The organism is Devosia sp. WQ 349K1, from assembly GCF_016595685.1.
Lineage (GTDB): Bacteria > Pseudomonadota > Alphaproteobacteria > Rhizobiales > Devosiaceae > Devosia.
Window position 1 is genome coordinate 318,534 of sequence record NZ_JAENGO010000001.1, and the last position, 25,404, is coordinate 343,937.

Below are 25,404 nucleotides of genomic sequence, written 5' to 3' on the forward strand. Positions count from 1 at the left end.
GTCTCCTAGTGCGATGCTGAGGCGGCCGGAGCCGGTTCAGCGGCACCATCTGCGGGTGCTACATAGTCCAGGGTGACACGGGCATCGGCCTGGTCCACGGCCACATCACGGCCAACGGCAGTCGAATACTGCGCCATAAGCTTGTCCACGGCCGCTGCGGTCGTGTCGAGGATTGGTGCGGGATAGAAACCGAACACCAGCGTGAGCACGATCATGGGGTAAAGCATGATCTTTTCGCGCAGGTTAAGGTCCAAAATTCCCTTGAGACTATCCTTAGTCAACGCGCCGAAAATTACCCGGCGATAGAGCCACAGGCCATAGGCGGCAGAGAAGATGACGCCAGTTGCAGCACCGAAAGCAACCCAAGTGTTCACCTGGAACACGCCGACCATGGTGAGGAATTCACCGACGAAACCAGAAGTACCCGGGAGCCCAACATTGGCCATGGTGAAGACCATGAAGGCGAAGGCGTAACGCGGCATGCGTTCGACGAGACCACCATAAGCTGAGATCTCGCGGGTGTGCATGCGATCATAAATGACGCCTACGCAGAGGAAGAGCGCGCCGGAAACAAAGCCGTGCGAAATCATCTGGAACATGGCGCCTTGGATGCCCAGAGCGTTGCCAGCAAAGATGCCCATGGTGACAAAGCCCATGTGCGCCACGGATGAGTAAGCGATCAGTTTCTTAATGTCGGTCTGAACCAATGCGACCAATGAGGTCAGGATGATTGCAGCAACCGAGAGAATGAAAACAAAGTTCGCGAACTGAGCCGAAGCCTCCGGGAACATTGGCAGGGAGAAACGGAGGAAGCCGTAACCGCCAAGTTTCAGAAGGATTGCCGCCAGAATGACAGAGCCGGCTGTCGGTGCCTGCACGTGCGCTTCCGGCAACCAACGGTGGAATGGCCACATTGGCATTTTCACCGCCAGGGATGCGAAGAAGGCAATCCAGAGCCAAGGCTGCATTTCCGACGGGAAGCCGTGGTTCAGAAGAACCATTATGTCGGTGGTGCCTGCGTCCCAATACATGGCCATCATAGCCACAAGCATGAAGACCGAGCCTACGAAGGTGTAGAAGAAGAACTTATACGCTGCCTGAATGCGAGCCGAACCGCCCCAGATGCCGATGATCAGGAACATCGGCAGCAGCGTGCCTTCGAAGAAGACGTAGAACATGGCCAGATCGAGGGTCGTGAAGACCCCGATCATCAGCGTCTCCAACACAAGGAATACGAGCATGTATTCCTTGACGCGGGTATCCACTTCCCAACTCGCCAGAATAGCGAATGGCATAAGCAGTGCGGTTAGCACGACGAATAGCACCGAGATGCCGTCAACGCCGACGCGATAGCCAATGCTGTCCCCGATCCACGGGGTGTTGACCACGAATTGGAAACCAGCGTTTGACGTATCAAAGCTCTGCCAGAGCGCGAGCGCACCGACGAGAACCAGAAGAGTTACGGTCAAGGCGATCCAACGGATCGCACTGACAGATGTCTTTGGCGTGAGCAGGAGCAGGGCTGCGCCAAGTGCCGGCAGCCAAGTCAGTATCGTGAGAATAGAATTGGCAAAGGTCATCAGAGAAGCCCCCCGGCCGTAATAGCCCAGGTCAGCAGCAAGGCAACACCAATCAGCATCGCGAATGCATAGTGATAAAGATAGCCGGACTGGAGCTTAACGACCCAGCTGGTGACATTCTGCACACGACGACCGAGGCCTTCGGTGAGTTTGCTGTCGATCAGCCAATCGTCAAAGCCCTTCCAGACCGCATTTCCGAGCCAAAGCGCCGGACGTACGAAAATGAAGTTGTAGAGCTCGTCGAAGTACCACTTGTTCAAGAGGAACTTGTAAAGCCCTGGATTGGTCGCAGCCACACGACCCGGCATGTCTGGGCGCTTGATATACATGTACCAAGCGGCGACGAAGCCTGTGATCATTGCACTGGTTGCGCTCCACTTGACCCAAGTCGGAACGTGGTGAGCATCGTCAATGATCTGCTCATCGATATAGATCGAGCCAGCGAAGAAGTGCTGGATATGCTCCACGTCATGGAAGAACATTCCGTAGAACACAAAGCCTGCCAAAACCGCGCCAACCGCGAGAACGTAAAGCGGAACCAGCATAACAGTTGGCGCTTCATGGGCGTTGTCGTAGGCGGAGCCATGATGGCCGTGGTGATCGTCATGCGCATGATCATCGTGATGCGCATGTGGATTTTCACGCGGCGAACCATGGAAGGTCAGGTGAACGAGGCGCCACGAGTAGAAGCTCGTGAACAGCGCCGCGATGACGAGCATCCAGAAAGCAAAGGACCCGACATTGCCGCCGAAGGCGTATGCGCTTTCGATGATGGCGTCCTTCGAGAAGAACCCTGCGAAGCCGAAGCTTGTGCCGGGAATGCCGACACCGGTCAGCGCAAGAGTACCAATCATCATCATCCAATAGGTGATGGGGATCTTCTTCCGCAGTCCACCCATGTAGCGCATGTCCTGCTCGTGGTGCATGGCATGAATGACCGCACCAGCCCCTAAGAACAGCAGAGCCTTGAAGAAGGCGTGGGTGAAGAGGTGATAAACACCGGCCGAGTAGGCCCCTACTCCAAGCGCTACAAACATGTAACCGAGCTGCGAACAGGTCGAGTAAGCGATGACGCGCTTGATGTCGTTCTGAACAAGACCAACCGTGGCCGCGAAGAAAGCAGTAATGGCACCGACGACGATGATCACTGTGAGCGCAGTCGGCGAGGTCTCAAACATCGGCGACAAACGCGCGACCATGAACACGCCAGCCGTCACCATGGTTGCCGCGTGGATAAGCGCCGACACAGGAGTCGGGCCTTCCATCGCATCAGGCAGCCAGGTGTGAAGCAGGAACTGTGCAGACTTGCCCATCGCGCCAACGAAGAGCAACAGGCAGATCACGGTCATGGCGTCGACTTGCCAAGACAAGAAGTTGAAAACTGGCAGTCCGGTGGTTCCGAATTCACCGACCGCGTTGAAGGCGCCATCGAAATCGATGTGGCCGAGAACGAAGAACGAACCGAAAATGCCGAGCGCGAAGCCGAAGTCACCCACACGGTTGACCACGAATGCCTTCATTGCGGCCGCATTTGCGCTTGGCTTGGTGTACCAGAAACCAATGAGCAAATAGGACGCAAGACCAACGCCTTCCCAGCCAAAAAACATCTGCAGGAAGTTGTCGGCTGTCACCAGCATCAGCATAGCGAAGGTGAACAGTGAGAGATAGGCGAAGAAGCGCGAACGATGCGGATCTTCGTGCATGTAACCAATCGAGTACAGGTGCACGAGGGCCGAAACAGTGTTCACGACAACCAGCATAATGGCCGTGAGCGTGTCGACACGCAGGATCCAACGCAGATCCATGTCACCGACCTGGATCCAACGCATGACCTCAACCTTGACCACAGATGAGTGGCCATCGCTGACCGCGCCTACCAAACCGTCACCAAAGGCGACCGGAATGAAGACGATCCAACTCAGCACAGCGGCGATCAGCAGCAGTGCAGTCGTTAGATATTCACTGACCCTGTGGCCGATCTGTCGACCGAGTAATCCGGCGATCAGCGCCCCAATGAGGGGAAGAAAAACAATCGCTTGAATGATCATAGCGGGTGCTCTTAGCCCTTCATCAAGTTAGCGTCTTCGACAGCAACAGTGCCGCGATTACGGTAGAAGATGACGATGATCGCCAGACCGATTGCAGACTCGGCTGCGGCGACTGTGAGGATCATCAGCGCAAAAATCTGACCCTGTAGGTCATGCAAATGCGCGCTGAACGCCACCAAATTCAGGTTCACTGCCAGAAGGATCAATTCGACCGACATCAGGATGGTGATGATATTCCGGCGGTTCAGGAAAATCCCGAAAACGCCGAGTGTGAAGAGAATGGCTGCAACGGTCAGGAAATGACCGAGCCCGATACCCAAGCCCATGTTAACCCCCTACAGTCCCTGACCAGTTTTAACTTTGTTGACCTTGAGCGTGTTGCTCGGGTCACGCGCCAGCTGCGCCGCAGTGCTCTGACGCTTGATGCCTGGACGATGGCGCAGTGTCAGTACAATCGCGCCGATCATGGCGACCAACAGCACAGCCGCTGCTCCCATAAACAGGAAGACATAGCGCGTGTAGAGAACCTGCCCGATGGCACGAGTGTTATCGATAGCGTCGTTAATTGGCAGCGCAGAGGTCGTCCCAACAGCAGGAGCGATAAATGCACTACCCGCTACCAGGAGAAGCTCGAGCAACAGAACCACTCCAACAACCACGCCAATCGGCGCGTATTGAAGCATGCCCTGGCGCATCTGCGCGAAATCGACGTCGATCATCATCACAACGAAGAGGAAGAGAACCGCGACCGCGCCCACATAGACAACGATGAGGATCAGCGCGAGGAACTCAGCCCCCGCCAGCATGAACAGCCCGGCGGCGTTCACGAAAGCAAGAATGAGGAACAGCACGGCGTGAACCGGATTGCGGGCAGAAATCACCATGAATGCGGAGGCGATGGTCACCGCAGCAAACAGGTAAAAGAAGAACAATGGAAGTGTCATGCTCTTCCCTCTCAGCGATACGGCGCGTCAGCAGAGATGTTGGCGGCGATTTCGCGCTCCCAACGATCCCCATTGGCCAAGAGCTTCGCTTTGTCGAAGTAGAGCTCTTCACGCGTTTCAGTTGCAAATTCGAAGTTCGGGCCTTCCACGATTGCGTCCACCGGGCAGGCTTCCTGACAGAAGCCGCAGTAGATGCACTTCACCATGTCGATGTCATAGCGAACGGTACGACGAGTACCGTCGTTCTGGCGTGGTCCAGCCTCGATGGTAATGGCCTGTGCCGGGCAAATGGCTTCGCACAGCTTGCAGGCGATGCAGCGTTCTTCCCCATTGGGATAACGGCGCAAAGCATGCTCACCGCGGAAACGCGGTGACACCGCACCCTTTTCGAAGGGGTAGTTGATGGTTGGCTTCGGGGAGAAGAAGTAGCGCATGGCCAAGAAGAAGGCCGAGACGAACTCTTTCAGAAGAAGCGTATTGAGGATCTGCGAGGCGCGCATTAGACGGCTCCCCCGTGCCAGCCCCAGCCGGTGAGCTGAAGTACAAAAGCAACGATGACAACCATGATCAGCGACAGCGGCAGGAACAGTTTCCAACCGATCCGCATCAGCTGGTCATAGCGGTAGCGGGGGACAATCGACTTGGCCATGGCGAAGAAGAAGAAGACAAAGGACACTTTGAGGAAGAACCACACCACACCCGGAATCCAGGTGAACGGCGGCAGATCGATCGGCGGTGCCCAGCCCCCCATGAAGAGGATGGTGGTCATGGCGCACATCAAGAGGATCGAAATGTATTCGCCCAGCATGAACAGCAGGTATGGGGTGGACGAATATTCCGTCATGAAACCGGCAACCAGTTCCGATTCACCTTCGACCATGTCGAACGGTGGACGGTTGGTTTCAGCCAAAGCCGAGATGTAGAACACCACGAACATCGGGAAGAGCGGGATCCAGAACCAATTCAGGAACGAGAGCCACGGCACGCCTAGAGCATGGGCAATGCCCATCTCGGACTGCGCCTGCACGATGTCGTTGAGGTTGAGTGAGCCTACGCACAGGAGGACAGTGATAATGACGAGGCCGATAGAGACTTCGTACGACACCATCTGTGCGGCAGAGCGCAAAGCACCAAGGAACGGATATTTGGAGTTGGATGCCCAACCACCAATGATCACGCCGTAAACACCGAGCGACGAAATACCGAGAAGGTATAAGATCCCGATATTGATGTCTGCCATTGCCCAGCCATCAGAGACCGGAACAACGGCCCAGCCTGCCAGAGCGAGCGTTGCCGTGATCAGCGGCGCAGCCAGGAACAGAACCTTGTCAGCGCCCGCAGGAATAATGGCTTCCTTGAACGCGAACTTGAGCAAGTCCGCAAAGGATTGGAAGAGACCGAAGGGACCAACAACGTTGGGACCACGGCGCAGCTGAACGGCAGCCCAGACCTTACGGTCGCCCAAGAGGATAAAGGCTGTGAAGAGCAGCAGACCAACGAGAAGCAGAAGAGCCTTGTAGACAAAACCAACGTGGATACCCCATCCGAGAACGGGGATACCCAACAGGTAATCAAGTGCCGAAAGAATAAAGTCCATTATGCTCCCCTACTCCGCTGCCTGACGCAGGCCTGCGGCCATCGCCGCGCATTCGCCCATCACGGCGGAAGAACGTGCGATCGGATTGCTGAGGTAGAAATCGGTCTTTGCGCTCGAAAGCTGTGCCGACTTGGTCTTAGTGACCTTGACCAGCTTGGCGACGTCTTTCGCCGACCCCGGAGTGATCTGGTCAATCTTGGCCAGATGCGGGAATTCAGCATAGATCGCAGCGCGCAGCTGGGTCAGCGAATTATATGGCAGAGCCTGCCCAATGGCGCCCGAGAGCGCACGGATAATGGCCCAATCTTCCTTTGCATCGCCGGGCGGGAACACCGCACGGGTGGTGACCTGCACGCGCCCCTCGGTGTTCACATAGGTGCCAGACTTTTCGGTGTAGGTCGCGCCGGGCAGGATGACGTCGGCGCGATGCGCGCCCTTGTCACCATGCGAGCCGATGTAGACGACAAAGGCCTTACCCATGGCAGAGGTGTCGTATTCGTCAGCACCGAGAAGGAAGAGAACGTCGAGTTCTCCCTTGCCCGCCAGAGCGATCTGGTCAGCCGAGCAAACGCCGCCGTCATGCGGCACGAAGCCGATGTCGAGACCACCAACGCGGCTTGCCGCATTGTGCAGAAGTGCAAAGCCATTCCAGCCTTCGGCGACGTTCGCGCCAGTCGCCAACTTGGCGGCGAGTGCGATGACATCGCGACCGATTTGTTTGCCACCTTCAGCGTTCGACACTGCACCTTCGCCAACAATAATAAGCGGACGCTGGGCAGAAGCCAGGGTATTGGCAAACGCACCGTTACCGGATGCGAGGTCGGCTAAGGTCTCAAAGCCAGCACCAAGATAGGTGTAATCATAGTTCAGGTCTGGCTGATCACCGATGACGGCAATTGGCAGACCCTTGGCGCGCCAGGTCTTGCGAATACGCGAATTCAGAACAGCTGCTTCATGGCGCGGGTTGGCGCCAATGATCAGAATAGCGTCGGCCTCTTCGATCCCGGCAATGGTCGGGTTGAAGATATAGGCTGAGCGCGGCATGGACGGATCAATGCCGGACATGGCCGGACGAACGTCGGTCATGCCAGAGCCGATGGAAGCTAGCAGGCCCTTGAGGGCATACATTTCTTCGACCGCTGCGAGATCCCCCGCAATCGCACCGACCTTGTTACCGGCCTTTTTTATCTTGCCAGCAACTGCCGACAGCGCTTCGTCCCAGCTTGTGGGCTGCAGCTTGCCGTTCTTGCGGACATAAGGCCGATCAAGGCGCTGGCTCTTAAGGCCATCCCAGATGAAACGGGTCTTGTCCGAAATCCATTCCTCGTTGATCGCTTCGTTGATGCGCGGAAGAATGCGCATCACTTCTCGACCACGAGAGTCGACGCGAATGGCCGAACCGACAGCGTCCATCACGTCGATGGACTCGGTCTTGTTCAGTTCCCAAGGACGCGCATGGAAAGCGTAGGGCTTGGAGGTGAGCGCACCAACAGGACAAAGGTCGATGACATTGCCCTGCATTTCGCTGGTTAGTGCACGTTCCAGATACGGAGTGATTTCTGCGTCTTCGCCACGACCGATGAGGCCGAGTTCAGAAATGCCTGCCACTTCAGTGGTGAAGCGAACGCAGCGCGTGCAGTGAATGCAGCGGTTCATCACTGTGTTGATCAGCGGGCCCATGTACTTGTCTTCGACTGCGCGCTTGTTCTCAAAGAAGCGCGAACCAGAGACACCATAGGCCATGGCCTGATCCTGCAGATCGCACTCGCCGCCCTGATCGCAAATCGGGCAATCTAGCGGGTGGTTGATCAGAAGGAATTCCATCACGCCTTCGCGCGCCTTTTTGACCATCGGCGTGTTGGTGAACATTTCTGGCGGTTCACCATTGGGGCCTGGACGCAAGTCCTTGACCGCCATGGCGCAAGAGGCCTGTGGCTTTGGCGGGCCACCCTTAACTTCGACCAGACACATGCGGCAGTTGCCGGCCACAGACAAACGTTCGTGGAAGCAGAAGCGTGGGATTTCCGCGCCTGCTGCCTCAGCGGCTTGCATGAGTGTGAAGTAGTCAGGGACTTCGACGAGAGTACCGTCGACTTTGATCTGAGCCATCGGCTTACTCCGCGGCAATCGACGGCACAGCGCCGTCGCTGGTCGAGGACCAGGTATATTGATCGATGCGCGCTTCGATGACGTCACGGAAGTTGCGGATCAAGCCCTGAACAGGCCAGGCCGCAGCGTCGCCCAGCGCACAGATTGTGTGCCCTTCGATTTGCTTAGTGACTTCAAACAGCATGTCGATTTCGCGCTTTTGTGCACGGCCCTCAACCATTCGGCCAAGAACGCGCATCATCCAGCCTGTGCCTTCTCGGCATGGCGTGCACTGGCCGCAGCTTTCGTGCTTGAAGAAAGCCGAAATGCGCCAGATGGCTTTTACCACATCGGTCGACTTATCCATGATGATCATGCCGCCGGTTCCGAAGCTCGACTTCTTCTCACGAAGACCGTCGAAGTCCATGATGGTGTCCATCATGTTTTCGGCCCGCACGATCGGACACGAGGCACCGCCCGGGATCACTGCAAGGAAATTATCCCAGCCGCCACGGATGCCGCCGCAGTGCTTTTCGATGATGTCCTTGAAGTTTTCACCCAAGGCTTCTTCAAACGTACAGGGATTGTTGACGTGCCCCGAAACCATAAAGAGCTTGGTGCCAGTGTTATTGGCGCGGCCGATATTGGCGAACCACCCGCCAGAACGACGGAGAATTTCCGGCACAACGGAGATGGATTCGACGTTGTTGACCGTGGTTGGGTTGCCATAAACGCCCATACCCGCTGGGAATGGCGGCTTGAGGCGTGGCTGCCCCTTCTTGCCCTCTAGGCTTTCCATCAATGCGGTTTCTTCGCCGCAGATGTATGCACCAGCGCCGTGGTGGACGATGATATCCAAGTCCCAACCGTGGATATTGTCCTTGCCGATCAGCTTGGCGTCATAGGCCTCCTGGACAGCATGCTCGAGGTTTTGACGTTCACGAATGAACTCTCCGCGCACGTAGATAAATGCTAGGTGCGCATCCATGGCGCGCGCGGCCAACAAACACCCTTCAATCAGGTGGTGCGGATCGTGGCGCAGGATTTCGCGGTCCTTACATGTGCCCGGTTCAGATTCGTCGGCGTTCACCAGCAGATAATGCGGACGACCGTCATTGACCTTTGGCATGAAGGTCCATTTGAGTGCCGTCGGGAAGCCTGCACCACCACGACCGCGGAGGCCGGAGGCCTTCACTTCATTGGTGATCCAGTCACGCCCGGAGTCGATAAATTCCTTAGTGCCAACCCAAGCGCCACGTTTCCGCGCGCCTTCCAGACGCCAATCGTGCCGTCCGTAGAGGTTGGTGAAAATGCGATCCTTGTCAGCGAGCATGATGATCAGCTTTCCGCTTCACTACATAAAACCACCAGGCGGTCATACCAATGACCGCCCCAATCACCGCAGCAACCAGCCCATCGAGCTGAATGCCTGCGACGATCCCGAGACCTGAGACTATAGCCGTCCCCATAATCGCGAATGCCACCAGAAGGAGGATTTCGACCATGGTCAGCTTGCTTAGGTCAACTTTGCCATCAGCCATCAACGGGGATCCTTCCCGAAGACACGACGGTATTCTTCAATCCCGCCCTTGGCCAAAGCCTCAGCCTGACCTTTCCAGTTGTCGCGCTGGGCACGGCCGGGGAAGGACAGTGCAGCTTCAACCTTGGCAAAATCCTCGTCGCTGAAATCGGCAACCTGATCGTAACGGGTCACGCCAAGCGCGTTGAGCTTGCTTTCGATAACGGGGCCGACACCGGAGATAAGCTTGAGGTCATCCGCAGCGCCCGCGGGAGCCACAAAGATGGGCGTCACGCCGCCCTTCTCAGCATTCGGAGTGACTTCTTTGGGGTTATCGGAGGCTGCAACCACAGCAGGCTTGTTGTCGCTACCAACGCCTTTGCCGCCGTCGACCTTGCCTGCAGACGATTCCGCGCCGGTGGCGCCTTCACGCATTGCTGTGTTCGGCTTGCCGTCTGCCCCTGCTGAGGCAGAAGCATCCTTACGGTCCTTTTCGGCCTGAGCGGTCGAAACCTTGGCCTCAACAGGCGTACCCTTGAGCGCAGGCGCCGCTTCAGGCGCGATGTTCTTGGGCTGCGCGGCCGTAGTCGGCGCTTGCGGCGCGGCACCAGCGGCGGGCGCGGCTGCTGGAGCGTCTGGAGCCAGAGGCGGCACAAACTTTTCGCGCTTGGCAGTTGGCTCCTCAGTGAGAACAACCAAGCCTGAAGCAGGCGCAGCGTTCAGACGATCGATCTGGGTGCCCGGTTTGATCGTGTCAGCACGACCAGCATGGAGAGCGTCGATGATTTCTTCGAGGCGTTCCGGCGTCAGATCCTCGTAGGTGTCTTGGAAGATCGCAACCATTGGTGCGTTCACACACGCGCCAGCGCATTCCACTTCTTCCCAAGACAGCGTGCCGTCTTCGTTAAGGTGGTGCGGATCGTGATGGATCTTACTTTTGCAGACTTCGATCAGAGCCTCGGCGCCGCGCAACATGCACGGGGTAGTACCACAGACCTGCACGTGAGCACGGGTACCGACAGGCTGGAGCTGGAACTGGGTATAAAAAGTCGCGACCTCGAGCACCCGGATATAGGGCATGCCGAGCATTTCCGCGATCTTTTCAATCGTGGCGCGAGTGACCCAGCCATCCTGTTCCTGGGCACGCATCAACAGAGGGATCACAGCTGATTGCTGGCGTCCCGCGGGATAGAGGCCAATGCGCTTTTCAGCCCAGGCCTGATTTTCTGCAGTAAAGGCGAAACTTGCCGGCTGTACCGACTCTTCCGCAAGGCGACGCACAGACATCAGCGATCAACCTCTCCGAACACAACGTCGATCGATCCGAGGATTGCCGTAACGTCAGCCAGCATGTGGTGACGACACAGGTAATCCATGGCGCTTAGATGGGCGAAGCCCGGCGCACGAATGTGACAACGATAGGGTTTGTTGGTGCCATCAGACACCAGATAAACGCCGAACTCGCCCTTTGGCGCTTCGACGGCTGCATAGATTTCACCGGCAGGTACTTTGAACCCTTCTGTGTAGAGCTTGAAGTGATGGATGAGCGCTTCCATCGATTGCTTCATCTCACCGCGCTTAGGCGGAACGACCTTACCATCAGTAGAGGCCACTGGCCCCTTCCCGTCCGGAGCGTTCAGCTTGTCAACGCACTGCGCCATAATGCGGGTCGACTGACGCATCTCTTCCATACGGACGAGATAGCGGTCATAGCAGTCCCCATTCTGGCCAGTTGGAATGTCGAAATCCATCTCGGCATAGGCATCGTAAGGCTGTGCCTTGCGCAAATCCCAAGCAGCGCCCGAACCACGAACCATGACCCCCGAGAACCCACGCCCCCAAGCTTCTTCCAGCGGAACAACACCGATATCGACGTTACGCTGCTTAAAGATGCGGTTGTTGGTGAGAAGACGGTCAATGTCTTCGAGTGGCTGGATGAAATCCTTGCAGAATTGGCCGATATCATCGACCAACGCCTGCGGCAGATCCTGATGCACACCACCAGGACGGAAGTAGGCGGCATGCATACGAGCGCCCGATGCGCGCTCATAAAAAATCATCAGCTTTTCGCGCTGTTCGAACCCCCAAACAGGGGGCGTGAGCGCACCAATGTCCATGGCCTGCGTGGTCACATTCATCAAATGGGCGAGCAAGCGGCCGATTTCTGCAAACAGGACACGAATAAGCTGGCCACGGCGAGGCACTTCGATGCCCAGCATGCGCTCAACCGCCAGCACATAGGCGTGCTCTTGGTTCATCGGCGCCACATAGTCGAGGCGATCGAAATACGGCAGGCCCTGCAGATAGGTCTTGTGCTCGATTAGCTTTTCAGTGCCGCGGTGCAACAGACCAATATGGGGATCAACGCGCTCAACGATTTCACCGTCGAGCTCCAAGATCATACGCAGCACACCGTGCGCCGAAGGGTGCACAGGGCCAAAGTTTAGCGTGAAGTTGCGAACGTCTACTTCGCTCATCAGTTCTTCGCCTTTTCGTCGCCGGGCAGCACATAGTCCGTGCCTTCCCATGGTGACAGGTAATCAAACGCACGAAATTCCTGCGCGAGCTTAACCGGTTCATAGACGACGCGACGACGCTCTTCGTCGTAGCGAACTTCTACAAAGCCGGTGAGCGGGAAGTCCTTGCGCAGCGGATTGCCGTCAAAACCGTAGTCGGTGAGGATGCGACGCAAATCGGGGTGATCTGAGAACAAAACGCCGTAGAGGTCATAGACCTCGCGCTCGAACCAGTTTGCCCCGGCGAACACGTCGCAAATCGACGGCACAAGGCTATTTTCGTCCGTCTGCAGCTTGAACCGGATACGCTGATTAAGGTGCGGACTCAGCAAGTGGTAAACCACGTCAAACCGCTGTTCGCGTTCTGGATAGTCCGCGCCGCAGACATCCACAAAAGAGATGAAGCGACATTTTGCGTCATCGCGCAGAAACAGCGCGACATCTACAACGGCATCCTTCGCTATGGAAACCGTCAGATCCCCGAAAGCGACGTCAAAGCCAATCACTGCGTCTCCCAGAGATGCGGCGATATATTCCCCCAGTGCGACTTGCGGGTCCACAACGACGGCAGTGTCCAAAATTTCAGTTTCGTCCATGACCCTGCCCTTATCTTTCGATCGTGCCGTCTCTGCGGATCTTCTTTTGCAAAAGAAGAATGCCGTAGAGCAGCGCTTCAGCAGTGGGCGGGCAGCCTGGAACGTAGACGTCTACGGGCAGAATGCGATCGCAACCGCGAACGACCGAATAGGAATAGTGGTAGTAGCCGCCGCCATTGGCGCAACTGCCCATGGAAATGACGTAGCGCGGCTCGGGCATCTGGTCATAGACCTTGCGCAGAGCGGGCGCCATTTTGTTCGTCAGCGTACCGGCGACGATCAGAACGTCCGACTGGCGCGGCGACGCACGGGGCGCCGTACCGAAGCGCTCCACGTCATAGCGCGGCATGGACATCTGCATCATCTCGACAGCGCAACAAGCCAGACCTGTCTGCATCCACATCAGCGAGCCAGTGCGCGCCCAAGTGATCAATTGAGAGACCGTGGTCACAAGGAAGCCCTTGTCGGCCAGCTCGTTGTTCACGCCGACAAAGAACGGATCGTCAGCACCAACTGCCCTGCCCGTCGCGGGGTCAAGAGCACCTGTCGGACGGGGCGTAACCAGCGTGGTATCTGCGTGGTTCAATCCCATTCGAGAGCTCCCTTACTCCACTCATAAATAAAGCCGATGGTCAGCACCGCGAGGAAAACCATCATCGACCAGAAACCGAACCAACCAACATCCCGAAAGGCTACAGCCCAAGGGAAGAGGAAGGCGACTTCTAGGTCAAAAATGATGAACAGAATCGCGACCAGATAAAAACGCACATCCACCTTCATGCGCGCGTCGCTGAACGCCTCGAAGCCCGCTTCGAACGCCGACACCTTTTCAGGGTCAGGACGTTTAACGGCGATCAAGAATGGCGCAACCAGCAATGCCGCGCCGATAAGGCCCGACAAGGCGATGAAGATAACAATGGGCAAATAATCGCTGAGCAAATCAGTCATGCGAGCAGCCTAAAAACTGTGTTCCGGCCAGGGCGGCCGTTAGGCATGCGGGTAGCATCGCAATTGGGGCGAGTGTACCGACACGCCGGTGATGCGAAACCGATTAGACCTTCCCCCATCCTGTTTCAAGGGAAAGAAAACATGACTTGAACAATCATGTAATGGGTCTGCTATCGAATACTGGAAATTAGTGCAGTTTCTCTGGCATTAGCCAGTGCAAGTTGTCGCATTGACGGGCAAATCTCTCCCGGCTGACTGCATTTTATTGCACTAGCCGAGCACCATTCAGCCCCTAAACGGGCAACGACAGGCCGAAATTTCAAGACGAAGAGAATCGATCACATGGACCAATTTTCTCGCGAGCGTTTTACGCACCGCTCGTTAGTGTAGGGCACCCTAAAAAACAAAACGGCGAACCGCGTGAGCGGTCCGCCGAATTGGGTGCAAGTAAAGCATCGGAGCGCGCGAAGCGCCCCGATACGTTATCTTGGCTTAGAAGTGGTAGAAGGCACCAACGGTTGCCTTGGTCGCACGGAAGAAGTCGTCCGAGCCATTCTTGTCGAATGCGCCCTGACCAACGATTTCACCGCGAACGGTTACTGCGTCGGTTACAGCGAATTCAACGCCAGCGCCGAGCTGGTAGATACCAGCATTGTCAACGCCTTCACGAGCCTGGAAGCCAACGCCACCAATTGCGTATACGAGTGCGTTGTCGGTTACGACAGCACCAACGCGGAGGTTAGCGAAGAATTCACCGGACGAGTACGAGTCGTTCCAGAGCCAGTCGCCGGTCACTTCAAGACCAACCAGAACTGGGTCCATTGGAATGAAGTTCACGCCAGCTGCAACGCCGAGAACACCATTGGTGGTGTCGATACGACCTGCGTTACCGTACTGCTGAGTACCAACCCACTGGCCGCCAACGCGAGCACCAGCATAGATACCTTCCCAATCAAAACCCGAAGAGGTTTCGATGATTGGCTGTGGGGTGGTTGGGATGATGAGGTCAGCTGCCTGAGCGCCACCAACCATAAGAGCTGCGGCCGAAACGCCGATAGCCAGAGAACGTACAAACATATCTTGCACTCCCAATAGAGTTAACCGTAGTCGCCCTGTAAATGACTCAGGCAGAGGGAAGATACAAGTGCGTCAAAGCGCATTTTAGCCAGTGAGGCTAAGAATCCATGACCAATTGGCCCATGGTGTTGCAAAGAAACTACGGATTCGCTCCAATTTGAGACAAATCCTAGCTTTTGCATCCATCCACACCCCTTGCAGCCAGATGGCGCAACACAATAGGGCGGCAGATCACAGTAGTGACACATTTCCGCCCTGTTTGCAACATTCGAAGGCACGCCGCCGCGCGCATTCATTTAAGATTCGTTATCACTCTGATCAAAAATGCCAATTTGCGCCAAAAGTGATCAGATTCGTGGGCTCCCCACCGGAGATCGGGACACCACGGAGATATTGCGCACCCAAGGAAACCGAGTCCGAAATCGGAATTTCGAGCCCGCCGCCTAATAGGACTTGCTGGTTTGGCTGAGGTCCCAAATCCAGCCCGTACCCGGCTGCTGTGTACACGAGTAGGCTATCAGTCGCGACAACCCCTGCCCTGCCAAGAATCTCACCATAGGCCATAGCGTCATGACCTGTGGTGCCAGGAAGCCCACGGACGGCAACTTCGGCTCCAACTAGGTAGAAGTCGAACTGGGTTTGAATGCCAAGCTGCGCACCCAGCGCTAACGCTCCACCGTCATTATCGAGCGCGGGGCCAGCACTGATCCCGGCGTAGAGTCCAGACCAATCAAAATCGGCTTCATCGTAGATAGCCAAAGAAGCAGAGGTGGATATGGGCACCGCAATAGGCTCAGCAGCACCAGCCAAGCCAGTGTTCGACACCGCGCTCAGTATCAGAATGAGAATTCGATTTTGCGATTTCATCTGGCACCCCCTGCGGTGCGGCCGTTGCTATACCTCTAACTCAGCAGCGATGGCGGAGTTCCAAATCGGCTCCATGCCCTTAAGACAAAAAAAGTCCCCGGCCTTGTGTGCATGAACCGGGGACTACTGGAGGTCGCAGGGAGGGAGGTGCCTGCAGTCGAAAAACGAAGTGGCGCGCGTTCGGTTCCAATTACTTAGAATGCAATCGGTATCCTCAATCAACGGTGCAAGATTTACACAAGAGAGTAATTTCTCATATTTAACATCGCTTTAGCAGAACTCGGCACTGTGGATAGAGCGATAAAGATACAATTTTAGTCACTGCGTTAGCTTCTCGTTCGTCGACTCGGCCCAAATCAGTCGGCCATGAAAAACGACCGGCGCGACCAAGAACGAGATAGAGTGCGATTGCCAGCGACGCTCGTCTGGGGTGACGGGCTTCTGCGCGCAGCCGGGACGATTATTGAGCAATCATCCGGTGGTGCTCGAGTTCGCCTGGATGAAGAAACCAAGGTCGCCGCTGACTGCTATTTACTCTTCTCGCATCGACTTGAACCGTGTCGCGTGATTTGGCAGGCGCAAGGCTCCATTGGCTTGAGCTTCGTGCTGCCTGAATAGCCTCTGCGCTCTCACCCTCGTTGGAACCGACAACGGCCCCGCCCATTTTTCCCTCCAATGGAGGCGAACAATGGCGACTGTCGTACGACTAACTGAGAAACAAATTCGAAGCTTGCTTGAGGATGCTCACGAGATCGAGCAGGAATTCAAAGCGATCTACGTCCAGCTCGAAAACGCGCAAGTGAGCGAAGGCATTCTGGTCAACTACCGAAAGCTGCACAATCGCTATTCCACAGCCATCAAATTCATTCACCGCCAACGTGAACTCGCAGGTAAAACGTAAGTCACTGCCTGTGAACGGAAAGCGGTAAGCTATTTCCGCACCTGAGCAAGGAATGGTACCCTCGATAAATGACGGACCGTTTCACGCTCATCAACACTGCAACATTTCGGCAGGACATTAAGAAGAGCTGCTTCATCGCCCTGGCTGCTCCCATTGCATCAGAGGCGGACGCGAAGCAATTTCTCACGGAGAGTGCCGCAACTGATGCGGGGCATAATTGTTGGGCATGGCGCCTCGGCCAAGCCTATCGCTTCAGTGATGACGGCGAACCGAGTGGCACAGCGGGAAAGCCGATACTGCAGGCGATCGACGGCCAGAATTTAGATGGCGTCGTCGTCAACGTGTCGCGATGGTTTGGAGGCGTACTCCTCGGCAGTGGCGGACTGATCAGAGCTTATGGCGGAACCGCCGCCCAATGCTTGCGAAACGCCGAGAAAGCACAGTTGATCGCGATGAGCACCGTCAAGATTACGGTGCCTTTCGAGGATGTAGCGCTCCTTCAAGCGCGCATCCCTACGTTTCCCCATGCCAGCATTTCGGCACAAGACTTCACCGCGACCGGTGCGAACCTGACAATTGCTGTGGCTCGTGACGCCGCCGAGGAACTGCGGGCTTACGCCATCAACAGTACCCGCGGCCGCGCCTTAGTCTTTGCGCAGGACGAAAACTGACCCGTAGAGCCAACTGCTCACGACTTGTCCTGGCAATGCATCAATGCTCCGAGCAGCCCACTGTCGTGCCCTAGTGCAGCAGCACGAATCTCGGTGCGGAACAGTTCCGGCTCAGAGGCAACCTGACTTTTCACACGATCGAGAAATCCTCGTGCCAAGCCGATGCTTCCCCCGATGGCAACGCGGTCCAATCCCAATATGGAAGTGAGATCCGTTATTAGTGTGCCGACGCTAGCAGCGGCGAGCGCGATAACGCCTTCATGCTCGCCACTTTCAAAAACCGCTTTCGCATCTGCGAGCCCAGCCGCAGCGGCTAAGGCCTTGCCACCGGCAATGCTCTCAACAGTGCCTACACGTCCAGAACCGCAGCGCGCTGACCCATAGGGCGATGAGACGAAACCGACATGGCCGGCAAGGCCGTTAGAGCTTTCGACGAGCTTCCCACCGAGGACAAGGCCACCACCAACGCCCGTAGAGACGGTGATGTAAGCAAAGTTGTACGCCCCCTGCCCAGCCCCCAGCTTCGCTTCAGCAACAGCCGCCGCCGCCGCATCATTTATTGCGCAGCTTTTGTGGCCAAAGCGCTTGACGAGCAGCGCGCCCAACGGCGCCGCTGTGATTGCACTGAGAGTTTTGATATTGACCGCGTGCCAATTGCCTTGGTGATCAACTCGCCCTGCGACAGCGACACCAACAGACTGACCGTCCGAGTGCCCGATGCCTCTCAGGAGGCCCGCCATCTTATCTATTTGAGCGTCCAGACCCGCAGCGGGATCTGTCATATCCTGCACTTTTACGGCCACGCGACCGTCTTCAATGCGCGCGGCTGCGATCTTAGTGCCGCCCAGATCAACCGCGAAGCCGCTTAGGCTCATTTTGCGCTCCGAATGGCGTCAGCGAACCAAGAGGTAACATGTTCGAGACGCGTCAAGGCACTACCAACGGTAACCGCGTCTGCACCAGATTGCATGGCTGCTGCGGCCAAGTCAGGTGAATTAAGGCGGCCTTCAGCCATAACAAATGCACCTAAGGCTTTGAAGTCGCGGATAAGCTGGAAATCCGGTCCATCGTTATTACCGGCTGTTGCCTCGGTATAGCCGGACATGGTCGTGCCCAAAATCTGCGCACCACCAGCGAGCGCTAGCTTGCCATCAGCAAGAGTCGAACTGTCTGCCATCGCAATTTTCCCGGCTCCGAGAATAGCAGCCAGCACTGCTTCCTTGCTGTCAGGACGGGCGCGGTCAGTCGCATCATAGGCTATTATGTCGGCACCGGCTTCTGCCAAAGCGATAGCTTCCGAAACACGCACGGTAATGCGAACAGGGCTGTCGTCGAGATCAGATTTTACAATGGCAATGATCGGGACATTGACCAGCGGGCGCGTCGCCTTGAGATTGTCGACACCTTCAATGCGAAGAGCAACAGCGCCACCGGCGACACAGGCCTGCGCCATGGCCGCAACGATCTCTGGGCGATCCATCGGACCGTCATCTACTGGCTGACACGAGGCCACCAGGCCCCCACGGATGCGGCTCAAAATGTCCACGATCTAGTCCTTTAAACGAGAGTACCGGCGGCAACGCGAGAATGTGTCGCCGCCGGGAACGGTATTCAGATTAACTGATCACGCCGAGATCGCGGGCGATCTTTTCAATCTTGGCAGTAGTTTCCGCATCCAAACCCTTCAGAGGCGCGGTCATCGTTGCCGACGAAATAATGCCGCGTGCGGCCATAACGACCTTGAACGCGCCAACACCGGTAGCGTCACCCGAGCGACCAGCCGGTACAAAAACGACTTCGAAAAGATCGTTGATGAACTTCTGTTCCTTGACGGCAGTGGCGTAGTCACCAGCCTTCGCTGCGTCCCACAAACGGACATACGCCGCTGCTTCATAGTTCGCAGCGCCAGGAACGGCACCATCGGCACCGATAAGAGCCATGGCATCAACAACCATTTCGTGACCGGTGAACAGTACCAATGGCTTACCGGCAGCTTCGTTGTAGGCAATGAGGCGACGGAACGACACGTCGTCGCCCGAAGAGTCCTTCACGCCAGCAATGACGCCTTCCTTACCGAGCTGAACGAGCAGCTTAGGCGACAGCTTTTTGTGAACGCGCACCGGAATGTCGTAGGCGAACAGTGGAACCGAAATACCCGCCTTGATGATGCGGAAGTGGTCAGCCACTTCAGCTTCATCGTTGATGGTGTACATTGGCGCGGTGGTCACGATGGAGTCTGCGCCGGCTTCAATCATCTTATTGGCGGTGCGAATGACGGTCTGCGGGGAGACTTCCATCGCGCCAGCGATAATCGGAACGCGACCAGCGTTGACCTTGGCGATGTGGCGAACGATCGCGACGCGATCTTCCTCAGACAAATAGCAGACCTGGCCGGTCGAGCCGAGGGCGAATAGGCCGTGCACGCCGGAGGTAATCAGGTACTCGACGAGGTTGGTGAGATCGTCAAAATTGACGGTCCCGTCCGCGTTGAGCGGTGTGACGACGGGAGGGACGATGCCGTGATAAACGTGCTTAGACATGAGAGGACCAAGGGTCAGGAGGTTAAGGAGGATCCGACTAAACGTGCAGCAGGCTTGGCGCTGCCGAGAGCAGAGTACGGGTGTAGTTTTGGGACGGAGAGCCGAGCACCTGCGCGCCCGGACCATATTCGATGACCTTGCCGCGGTTCATCACGGCGATATCGTCCGAGATGTGGCGTACGGTCTGAATGTCGTGGGAAATGAAAACCATCCCCAAATTAAGCTCGCGCTTGAGGTCCTGGAGAAGATTGAGAATCTGCGCCCGAACCGAAACGTCGAGTGCCGATGTCGGCTCATCGGCAACAATCACCTGAGGCTCTAGTGCGAGAGCGCGGGCAATCGCAACACGCTGGCGTTGCCCGCCTGAGAGTTGAGCTGGAATTGCGTCAAGCACGGATTGCGGCAGACCGACCAAGGAAACCAACTCAGAGACGCGACGCTGACGCGAGTTGTCGTCGCCAATGCCGTGGACTTGCAATGGATCAACCAGCGCATCCCTGACAAGCATTCGCGAATTAAGTGCAGTAGCCGGATCTTGAAACACAACCGACACCACCCGACCAATACGCTTGCGCGTCTTCGCGTCGAACTTCTTGACCTCTTCGCCGCCAAAGAAAATCTGACCCGAACTCGGTGCCAGAAGACCAATCAACACCTTCGCAGCGGTCGATTTTCCTGAACCAGATTCGCCCACTACACCCAAGGTGCGGCCGCGATGAACCGCAAGGGAAATAGTATCGAGTGCACGAAGCGAAACCGGCTTCAGAATGGACGACCGGATACGGAAGTCGACGCAGACATTGCGCAGTTCAATGAGGGCGTCGCCCTTTTCGGATGCAACCGTGCTCATGCGTTTTGCTCCAAAGGTTGAACCAAGGCGTCATCGGGATGAGCTGCATAAAAATGCTGCGTGTTTGGTATTTGGCGGAAGACGCGACGCACACCCGCATTGCGCTCAGGGTCCGATGACCGTGGTGCGAAACGATCCCCTTCCGGGAATTCACGCGGCGATGGCACTGTGCCCTTCACCTGGTGAAGTCGGGAAGCACCCGCTTCGATGCTGAGAACAGCACCAAGCAAGCCACGGGTGTATTCGTGCACGGGCTGAGTCAGAACCTCACGGGTTTTGCCCTGCTCAACCATCTGGCCAGCATACATCACTGAAATGCGGTGGGAGATTTCAGCAACCAAGGCCAGATCGTGAGACACGAAGAGCATTGCAAAGCCGAGTTCTTCGCGCAGACGATTGAGCAGCTCAACCACTTGCTTCTGTACGGTCACGTCGAGTGCCGTAGTCGGTTCGTCGGCGATGACCAAGCGCGGATTGCGGGTAAGCGCCATCGCGATGAGTACGCGTTGCCGCTGTCCGCCCGAAAGCTCATGCGGATACGAATTGAGGATACGCTGTGGCTCAAGACCAACCATGGTGAGCAGGTCTTCAGCCGTGCGGGTCCCACCACGCGAGGTGAGCTGGGCCATCTGGCTGCGGATCAACATAGCCGGGTTCAGCGACGACAGCGCGTCCTGATAAATCATGGCGATACCCTTACCGCGCAGAGCATTGCGCTCCTTCTCGGTCATGGTGAGAAGGTTCTTGCCTTCAAACAGAATCTCGCCCGTGATTTTCGCCCGTGGATCAAGAAGACCCATAACCGCGAGAGACGTGATGGACTTGCCGCAACCACTCTCGCCAACGAGCGCAACGGTCTCTCCCGGACGAACCGAGAAGGAGATCTCGTCCACGACGTTGACATTGCCGTGTCTCGGGAAGGCTATCGAAAGGTTCTTAACTTCGAGAAGTGGAGCCTTGCTGTCGTCACCCACGAGGCGATCCGTTCGGGCCAACTCAATGCGACGGAGTTCGGCAAGACGATCCTCGAGTGAGACGACCGCGTCACCCGCTACCGCCTCATTACCCTGGGCCTTGGGCGCAGTGAGCTGATCGATCGCGGCGGCAACTTGGCTCTGGTTGATCGCTGCGCGAGCACGAGGTGCCGCCATGGCGTCCGTCATGCCTTCGGCAAGAATGTTGAGCGCCAAAACTGTAATCGTAATCATCATGCCGGGGAAGAAAGTCGACCACCAGCTACCGGACATGACGAGCTGACGACCGGCGGCCATCACATTGCCCCAACTTGGCTCCGGGTCAGGAACACCAGCCTGAATAAAGGAGAGCGAAGCTTCAAACACAATCGCATCGGCAACAAGGATGGTTGCGAAAACCAACACTGGTGCCAAGCAATTTCGAGCGACGTGTTTGATCAGAATGTGCGGTGTGGAGGCGCCCATAACGCGCACTGCAGCAACATAGTCATCGCCATATTGGCCAATAATGTTTGCACGAATGACACGGGTCATCTGCGGCACATAGAGGAAGGCAATGGTGAAGACCAAGACTGGCAGGTTCTGGCCAAACACCGTGACGAATACAACTGCAAGAGCAATGCCCGGGAACGACATGACCATGTCGAGGACACGCATAAGCGTCTCGGAAACGAGCTTGCTGGCGGTTGCAGCTATTGCGCCCAAGACAGAGGCGGCAATGAGCGCAACGAAGGTCGCAGCAATACCGATAATCAGAGAATAGCGGGCGCCATAGGCAAGACGAGAAAAGATATCGCGTCCCTGTCGGTCAGTGCCGAACCAGTGCGTTGCGTCCGGACCGGCTGGGCCACGTGTAAGCCCGGTGGCGAGGGGATCAAACGGCGAGACAAGCGGCGCAAAAACAGCGCCGAAACCAACGAGCGCCAGCACAAAGAGCGCGATCTTGGACGTCAACGGAAGGTTCTTCAGGCCTGCCAGGCTTAAACCCGGAACAGAAAGCTTTTTGGTGGTTTCAGTACGGATCACGTCAGATATCCCGGATGCGCGGATTGACCAGCACGTAGAGCAGATCGACCACGACATTGATCACGATGAAGGCGACCGCCACGGTCAGGGTCACGCCCTGCACCAAGTTTGGTTCATTGTTGCTGACTCCGTTGAGGATCAGCATGCCCATGCCGTTGATGTTAAAGATGATCTCGATGATGACGGCACCGCCCATGAGATAGCCAATGCGGAGCCCCAAAACGGTGATCGGTGTAATAAGCGCATTGCGCAGAACATTACGACCGACAACGACATGTCGCGGAACGCCAGCCCCGAGAGCTGTGCGGACGTAGTCCTTGTCGAGCTCTTCAACAACGGCGGTGCGGACAACACGTGACAGCTGGCCGACAACAGGCACAGCAAGCGCCACAGAAGGCAGCAACATGCGGAGGAACCAACCGCCAAAATTGTCAAACATGTCTGGCAATCGGCCAGATGTCGGAAGGAGAGAAATCAAACCAACTTTGTGGCCAAGCGCTTGAATAAGCAGAACAGCAAGCCAGAAACTGGGGGTGGACAGCGACGCAATCGAGAAGACACGGATAAGCTGATCAGGCCAGCGATCGCGATAAATCGCGGCGATCACACCGAGCAATAGCGAGAAGAAGACTGCAATTATCAACCCAAGGAAGGTCAGCTGCAGCGTGATCGGAAAGGCGCGAGCAACTTCGTCAATCACAGGCAACTGGCGCGCAGAGTACGTGCCTAGGTCACCCTGGACCATGCCGAAAAGGAAATCGATGTAGCGGGACAATAACGGCTCATCGAGCCCATGCTGCAACCGATAAGCAGCGCGCGCCTCCATCGATGCGCCCTCGCCCAGCGCGGTAATCGCTGGATCTACGCCCGAAAAGGACATGACGAAAAAGACGAGGAAGGTGATCCCTAGGATCATGATCGGCAATTGCAGTAAGCGGCGACCGATCAGATTGAGCACGTTTAGCATTCCGCCTTGGCTCTCTTCTGGGTAAGCGTGACGGGGAAGTAGACCCCGGGATAACCCGAGGTCCGTATTTGCGAATGGCGCAATGTGCGCGACTGGCTCTTACTTCTTCACGCCAACGTCTAGGAAGGACAGACCAGTGGTTGGAACTGGTGCAAAGCCTTCTAGTTCGTCTGGGTTCCAAGCCGTCGGCAGCTGACGGTGCAGCAGCGGATAGAGCACGACTTCTTCAGAAAGAAGATCCATGGCTTCGTTCCACTTTGCAGTCTGGTCGTCACCGGACAGCTTCTGTGCGTCGGCAAGCAACTGGGTCAGCTCGGCGTAGCCTTCGCTTTCAGCCCAACGGTAGCGCGTGGTTGGCCAGATGTTGTCGCCAAACCACCACTGCATCAGAATGTCTGGGTCATTGCCAAAAACAGATGGATCACCAGGGGCAATCATGACCTGCATTTCGCCAGCATCGACCTTAACGTACTGACCGCCGGACTGACCGATGTCGAGCGTGGTGTTGATACCAACAGCATCAAGGCTTTCCTTGATGATTGGCGCAACGTCCTTCACCCAACCATGATCAGTGCTCATCAGCGTGATATCAAGCGAAGGAACACCCGCTTCAGCGAGAAGCGACTTGGCCTTTTCTTGGTTCAGCGAATAGACCGTCGAAGCTTCATGGAAGTTCGGGTGCGTTTCTGGAAGGAAGCCCTTAGCAGCGGATGCGTTGTCGAGCATACCAGTGCCAATGACCTTATCCATGTCGATTGCGTACATAAACGCCTGACGAACACGAACATCGTTGAACGGCGCCTTCGTGGTGTCAAACATCGCGAAGAGCAGACCGAACGACTGAGCCTTTTCAAGCTCGGCAGTCGCAGCTACCGCGTCAACGTCGATGTAAGGAACGTCTTCCATTGCCTGAATTGTGCCAGACGACAGAGCGTTCACACGCGCTGTAGGATCAGCAATGAGGTTCCAAACCATATCGGCTGCAAGAGCAGGACGATTGCCGCTGTAAGCCTCGTTACGTTCAAACACAATTTCCGCTTCCGGCACTGCCGAAATCAGCTTGTAAGGACCCGTACCAGTCGGGAGCTTACCGAAAGCTTCCGGATCTGCCTCAACAAGTGCCTTCGGAACGATCTTGATCGAACCGATACGCTCGTTGAACAGCGAGAATGGGTACTTGTTGGTGAACTTTACAGTCGTTGCATCAACAACTTCCACCTTATCGATGAACGCTACGAATGAGCGGAACAGCGAGTTCGAGTTTGGATCCAGCACACGCTGAGCGGAGAAGACAACGTCTTCTGCGGTGACTGGGGTGCCGTCATGAAAAACAGCGCCCTCACGCAGCTTAACGATGTACTCGAGACCATCCGCACTGGTCGGCATTTCTGCAGCCAGGGCAGCGTAAGGCTGACGAGTGACCGGGTCGAGATCAACCAAGCCTTCCATGGTGTGCCAGTTGGCAGCCACAGTGACCGCACCCGACGCATTGAGCGGATCGAAAGTGCCAGAGAGACCATAAGCGATACCGGCCTGAATGGTGGCATCGAGGTCGATATTATCAGTATTTACCTGCGCAAAGCTGGCCGATGCGCCAAACAGCGACATTGAGGCGAAAGCACCTGCAGCAAGGCAGAGAGCGCGGCGAGAAATCCCTTGAGAACGCGAAGTCACTTATTCCCTCCAGTTGACATC

The 25,404-nt window shown here is 56.4% G+C and carries 26 protein-coding genes; 3 read left to right on the plus strand and 23 right to left on the minus strand.

Translation table 11 applies throughout. The features are described 5' to 3' along the window. Positions 1-5: 5 nt before the first annotated feature. The 16 genes from JHL21_RS01360 to JHL21_RS01435 form a co-directional block, all read right to left on the minus strand. Entirely contained in the window at positions 6-1,580 is a 1,575-nt protein-coding gene (locus JHL21_RS01360; RefSeq protein WP_200211491.1) for an NADH-quinone oxidoreductase subunit M, read from the minus strand. Next, positions 1,580-3,628 carry an NADH-quinone oxidoreductase subunit L gene (nuoL, locus tag JHL21_RS01365; protein WP_200211492.1) on the minus strand — a complete coding sequence of 683 codons (2,049 nt, stop codon included), beginning with the start codon at positions 3,626-3,628 and terminating at the stop codon, positions 1,580-1,582. The genes JHL21_RS01360 and nuoL overlap by 1 nt, the downstream gene beginning before the upstream one ends. Before the next feature lie 11 nt (positions 3,629-3,639). Next, positions 3,640-3,948, minus strand: coding sequence for an NADH-quinone oxidoreductase subunit NuoK (nuoK, locus tag JHL21_RS01370; protein WP_169194180.1), 309 nt, complete (start codon positions 3,946-3,948; stop codon positions 3,640-3,642). A 15-nt stretch (positions 3,949-3,963) separates the two neighbouring features. After that, positions 3,964-4,572, minus strand: a complete 609-nt coding sequence (locus JHL21_RS01375; RefSeq protein WP_169193969.1) for an NADH-quinone oxidoreductase subunit J — start codon at positions 4,570-4,572, stop codon at positions 3,964-3,966. 11 nt (positions 4,573-4,583) lie between these two features. Next, on the minus strand, positions 4,584-5,072 hold the full coding sequence (gene nuoI / locus JHL21_RS01380; protein WP_199530470.1) for an NADH-quinone oxidoreductase subunit NuoI: 489 nt from the start codon (positions 5,070-5,072) through the stop codon (positions 4,584-4,586). Continuing rightward, entirely contained in the window at positions 5,072-6,169 is a 1,098-nt protein-coding gene (nuoH, locus tag JHL21_RS01385; RefSeq protein WP_200211494.1) for an NADH-quinone oxidoreductase subunit NuoH, read from the minus strand. The genes nuoI and nuoH overlap by 1 nt, the downstream gene beginning before the upstream one ends. 9 nt (positions 6,170-6,178) lie before the next feature. Next, positions 6,179-8,278 carry an NADH-quinone oxidoreductase subunit NuoG gene (nuoG, locus tag JHL21_RS01390; RefSeq protein ID WP_200211495.1) on the minus strand — a complete coding sequence of 700 codons (2,100 nt, stop codon included), beginning with the start codon at positions 8,276-8,278 and terminating at the stop codon, positions 6,179-6,181. A gap of 4 nt (positions 8,279-8,282) precedes the next feature. Beyond that, a complete protein-coding gene (gene nuoF / locus JHL21_RS01395) occupies positions 8,283-9,590 on the minus strand; it encodes an NADH-quinone oxidoreductase subunit NuoF (RefSeq protein ID WP_199530472.1) in 1,308 nt (435 codons plus the stop codon). Then, a complete protein-coding gene (locus tag JHL21_RS01400) occupies positions 9,580-9,798 on the minus strand; it encodes a hypothetical protein (protein WP_169193974.1) in 219 nt (72 codons plus the stop codon). Before JHL21_RS01400 ends, nuoF begins: the two co-directional genes overlap by 11 nt. Then, positions 9,798-11,063 (minus strand): NADH-quinone oxidoreductase subunit NuoE, encoded by a 1,266-nt coding sequence (nuoE, locus tag JHL21_RS01405; RefSeq protein ID WP_200211496.1) that lies wholly within the window; start codon positions 11,061-11,063, stop codon positions 9,798-9,800. The genes JHL21_RS01400 and nuoE overlap by 1 nt, the downstream gene beginning before the upstream one ends. Next, a complete protein-coding gene (locus JHL21_RS01410; protein WP_169193976.1) occupies positions 11,063-12,253 on the minus strand; it encodes an NADH-quinone oxidoreductase subunit D in 1,191 nt (396 codons plus the stop codon). Before JHL21_RS01410 ends, nuoE begins: the two co-directional genes overlap by 1 nt. Then, positions 12,253-12,888, minus strand: a complete 636-nt coding sequence (locus JHL21_RS01415) for an NADH-quinone oxidoreductase subunit C (protein ID WP_200211497.1) — start codon at positions 12,886-12,888, stop codon at positions 12,253-12,255. The genes JHL21_RS01410 and JHL21_RS01415 overlap by 1 nt, the downstream gene beginning before the upstream one ends. Positions 12,889-12,898: 10 nt before the next feature. After that, the gene (locus JHL21_RS01420; protein WP_200211498.1) at positions 12,899-13,480 is read right to left on the minus strand and encodes an NADH-quinone oxidoreductase subunit B family protein; all 582 of its coding nucleotides are present in this window, start codon (positions 13,478-13,480) and stop codon (positions 12,899-12,901) included. Further along, positions 13,471-13,836, minus strand: a complete 366-nt coding sequence (locus JHL21_RS01425) for an NADH-quinone oxidoreductase subunit A (protein ID WP_200211499.1) — start codon at positions 13,834-13,836, stop codon at positions 13,471-13,473. Before JHL21_RS01425 ends, JHL21_RS01420 begins: the two co-directional genes overlap by 10 nt. A 492-nt stretch (positions 13,837-14,328) precedes the next feature. After that, the gene (locus JHL21_RS01430; protein ID WP_169193980.1) at positions 14,329-14,913 is read right to left on the minus strand and encodes an outer membrane protein; all 585 of its coding nucleotides are present in this window, start codon (positions 14,911-14,913) and stop codon (positions 14,329-14,331) included. 318 nt (positions 14,914-15,231) lie between these two features. Then, complete coding sequence (locus JHL21_RS01435; protein ID WP_200211500.1) at positions 15,232-15,780, minus strand: outer membrane protein; 549 nt, start codon at positions 15,778-15,780, stop codon at positions 15,232-15,234. Between the two features lie 408 nt (positions 15,781-16,188). Between JHL21_RS01435 and JHL21_RS01440 the strand changes: the two genes are divergently transcribed. The 3 genes from JHL21_RS01440 to JHL21_RS01450 all read left to right on the plus strand — a co-directional run bounded on the left by JHL21_RS01440 (position 16,189) and on the right by JHL21_RS01450 (position 17,352). Beyond that, complete coding sequence (locus JHL21_RS01440; RefSeq protein WP_200211501.1) at positions 16,189-16,398, plus strand: hypothetical protein; 210 nt, start codon at positions 16,189-16,191, stop codon at positions 16,396-16,398. Between the two features lie 70 nt (positions 16,399-16,468). After that, entirely contained in the window at positions 16,469-16,681 is a 213-nt protein-coding gene (locus JHL21_RS01445; RefSeq protein ID WP_200211502.1) for a hypothetical protein, read from the plus strand. 68 nt (positions 16,682-16,749) lie between these two features. Next, the gene (locus JHL21_RS01450; RefSeq protein ID WP_200211504.1) at positions 16,750-17,352 is read left to right on the plus strand and encodes a YigZ family protein; all 603 of its coding nucleotides are present in this window, start codon (positions 16,750-16,752) and stop codon (positions 17,350-17,352) included. Positions 17,353-17,369: 17 nt separating this feature from the next. Here the strand turns inward: JHL21_RS01450 and JHL21_RS01455 are convergent, their stop codons facing one another. From JHL21_RS01455 to JHL21_RS01485, 7 genes are all read right to left on the minus strand, one after another. Continuing rightward, a complete protein-coding gene (locus tag JHL21_RS01455) occupies positions 17,370-18,227 on the minus strand; it encodes an ROK family protein (protein WP_200211506.1) in 858 nt (285 codons plus the stop codon). Beyond that, a complete protein-coding gene (locus tag JHL21_RS01460; RefSeq protein ID WP_367948140.1) occupies positions 18,224-18,898 on the minus strand; it encodes an N-acetylmannosamine-6-phosphate 2-epimerase in 675 nt (224 codons plus the stop codon). The genes JHL21_RS01455 and JHL21_RS01460 overlap by 4 nt, the downstream gene beginning before the upstream one ends. A 70-nt stretch (positions 18,899-18,968) precedes the next feature. After that, on the minus strand, positions 18,969-19,892 hold the full coding sequence (locus JHL21_RS01465) for a dihydrodipicolinate synthase family protein (protein WP_199530481.1): 924 nt from the start codon (positions 19,890-19,892) through the stop codon (positions 18,969-18,971). Between the two features lie 37 nt (positions 19,893-19,929). Then, positions 19,930-20,742: an ABC transporter ATP-binding protein gene (locus tag JHL21_RS01470; protein ID WP_200211507.1), complete on the minus strand. Its 813-nt coding sequence runs from the start codon at positions 20,740-20,742 to the stop codon at positions 19,930-19,932. Next, a complete protein-coding gene (locus tag JHL21_RS01475) occupies positions 20,739-22,742 on the minus strand; it encodes a dipeptide/oligopeptide/nickel ABC transporter permease/ATP-binding protein (RefSeq protein ID WP_200211509.1) in 2,004 nt (667 codons plus the stop codon). The genes JHL21_RS01470 and JHL21_RS01475 overlap by 4 nt, the downstream gene beginning before the upstream one ends. A gap of 1 nt (position 22,743) precedes the next feature. Continuing rightward, positions 22,744-23,709, minus strand: a complete 966-nt coding sequence (locus JHL21_RS01480; protein WP_200211511.1) for an ABC transporter permease — start codon at positions 23,707-23,709, stop codon at positions 22,744-22,746. 99 nt (positions 23,710-23,808) lie between these two features. Beyond that, positions 23,809-25,383, minus strand: a complete 1,575-nt coding sequence (locus tag JHL21_RS01485) for an ABC transporter substrate-binding protein (protein WP_200211513.1) — start codon at positions 25,381-25,383, stop codon at positions 23,809-23,811. Positions 25,384-25,404: the final 21 nt, after the last annotated feature.

Excerpts from the sequence above, each read along its gene's own strand:
- JHL21_RS01360 (WP_200211491.1), bottom strand. The coding sequence starts at position 1,580 with ATGACCTTTGCCAATTCTATTCTCACGATACTGACTTGGCTGCCGGCA.
- nuoL (WP_200211492.1), bottom strand. The coding sequence starts at position 3,628 with ATGATCATTCAAGCGATTGTTTTTCTTCCCCTCATTGGGGCGCTGATC.
- JHL21_RS01375 (WP_169193969.1), bottom strand. The coding sequence starts at position 4,572 with ATGACACTTCCATTGTTCTTCTTTTACCTGTTTGCTGCGGTGACCATC.
- nuoI (WP_199530470.1), bottom strand. The coding sequence starts at position 5,072 with ATGCGCGCCTCGCAGATCCTCAATACGCTTCTTCTGAAAGAGTTCGTC.
- nuoH (WP_200211494.1), bottom strand. The coding sequence starts at position 6,169 with ATGGACTTTATTCTTTCGGCACTTGATTACCTGTTGGGTATCCCCGTT.
- nuoG (WP_200211495.1), bottom strand. The coding sequence starts at position 8,278 with ATGGCTCAGATCAAAGTCGACGGTACTCTCGTCGAAGTCCCTGACTAC.
- nuoF (WP_199530472.1), bottom strand. The coding sequence starts at position 9,590 with ATGCTCGCTGACAAGGATCGCATTTTCACCAACCTCTACGGACGGCAC.
- JHL21_RS01400 (WP_169193974.1), bottom strand. The coding sequence starts at position 9,798 with ATGGCTGATGGCAAAGTTGACCTAAGCAAGCTGACCATGGTCGAAATC.
- nuoE (WP_200211496.1), bottom strand. The coding sequence starts at position 11,063 with ATGTCTGTGCGTCGCCTTGCGGAAGAGTCGGTACAGCCGGCAAGTTTC.
- JHL21_RS01410 (WP_169193976.1), bottom strand. The coding sequence starts at position 12,253 with ATGAGCGAAGTAGACGTTCGCAACTTCACGCTAAACTTTGGCCCTGTG.
- JHL21_RS01415 (WP_200211497.1), bottom strand. The coding sequence starts at position 12,888 with ATGGACGAAACTGAAATTTTGGACACTGCCGTCGTTGTGGACCCGCAA.
- JHL21_RS01420 (WP_200211498.1), bottom strand. The coding sequence starts at position 13,480 with ATGGGATTGAACCACGCAGATACCACGCTGGTTACGCCCCGTCCGACA.
- JHL21_RS01425 (WP_200211499.1), bottom strand. The coding sequence starts at position 13,836 with ATGACTGATTTGCTCAGCGATTATTTGCCCATTGTTATCTTCATCGCC.
- JHL21_RS01430 (WP_169193980.1), bottom strand. The coding sequence starts at position 14,913 with ATGTTTGTACGTTCTCTGGCTATCGGCGTTTCGGCCGCAGCTCTTATG.
- JHL21_RS01435 (WP_200211500.1), bottom strand. The coding sequence starts at position 15,780 with ATGAAATCGCAAAATCGAATTCTCATTCTGATACTGAGCGCGGTGTCG.
- JHL21_RS01445 (WP_200211502.1), top strand. The coding sequence starts at position 16,469 with ATGGCGACTGTCGTACGACTAACTGAGAAACAAATTCGAAGCTTGCTT.
- JHL21_RS01450 (WP_200211504.1), top strand. The coding sequence starts at position 16,750 with ATGACGGACCGTTTCACGCTCATCAACACTGCAACATTTCGGCAGGAC.
- JHL21_RS01455 (WP_200211506.1), bottom strand. The coding sequence starts at position 18,227 with ATGAGCCTAAGCGGCTTCGCGGTTGATCTGGGCGGCACTAAGATCGCA.
- JHL21_RS01465 (WP_199530481.1), bottom strand. The coding sequence starts at position 19,892 with ATGTCTAAGCACGTTTATCACGGCATCGTCCCTCCCGTCGTCACACCG.
- JHL21_RS01470 (WP_200211507.1), bottom strand. The coding sequence starts at position 20,742 with ATGAGCACGGTTGCATCCGAAAAGGGCGACGCCCTCATTGAACTGCGC.
- JHL21_RS01480 (WP_200211511.1), bottom strand. The coding sequence starts at position 23,709 with ATGCTAAACGTGCTCAATCTGATCGGTCGCCGCTTACTGCAATTGCCG.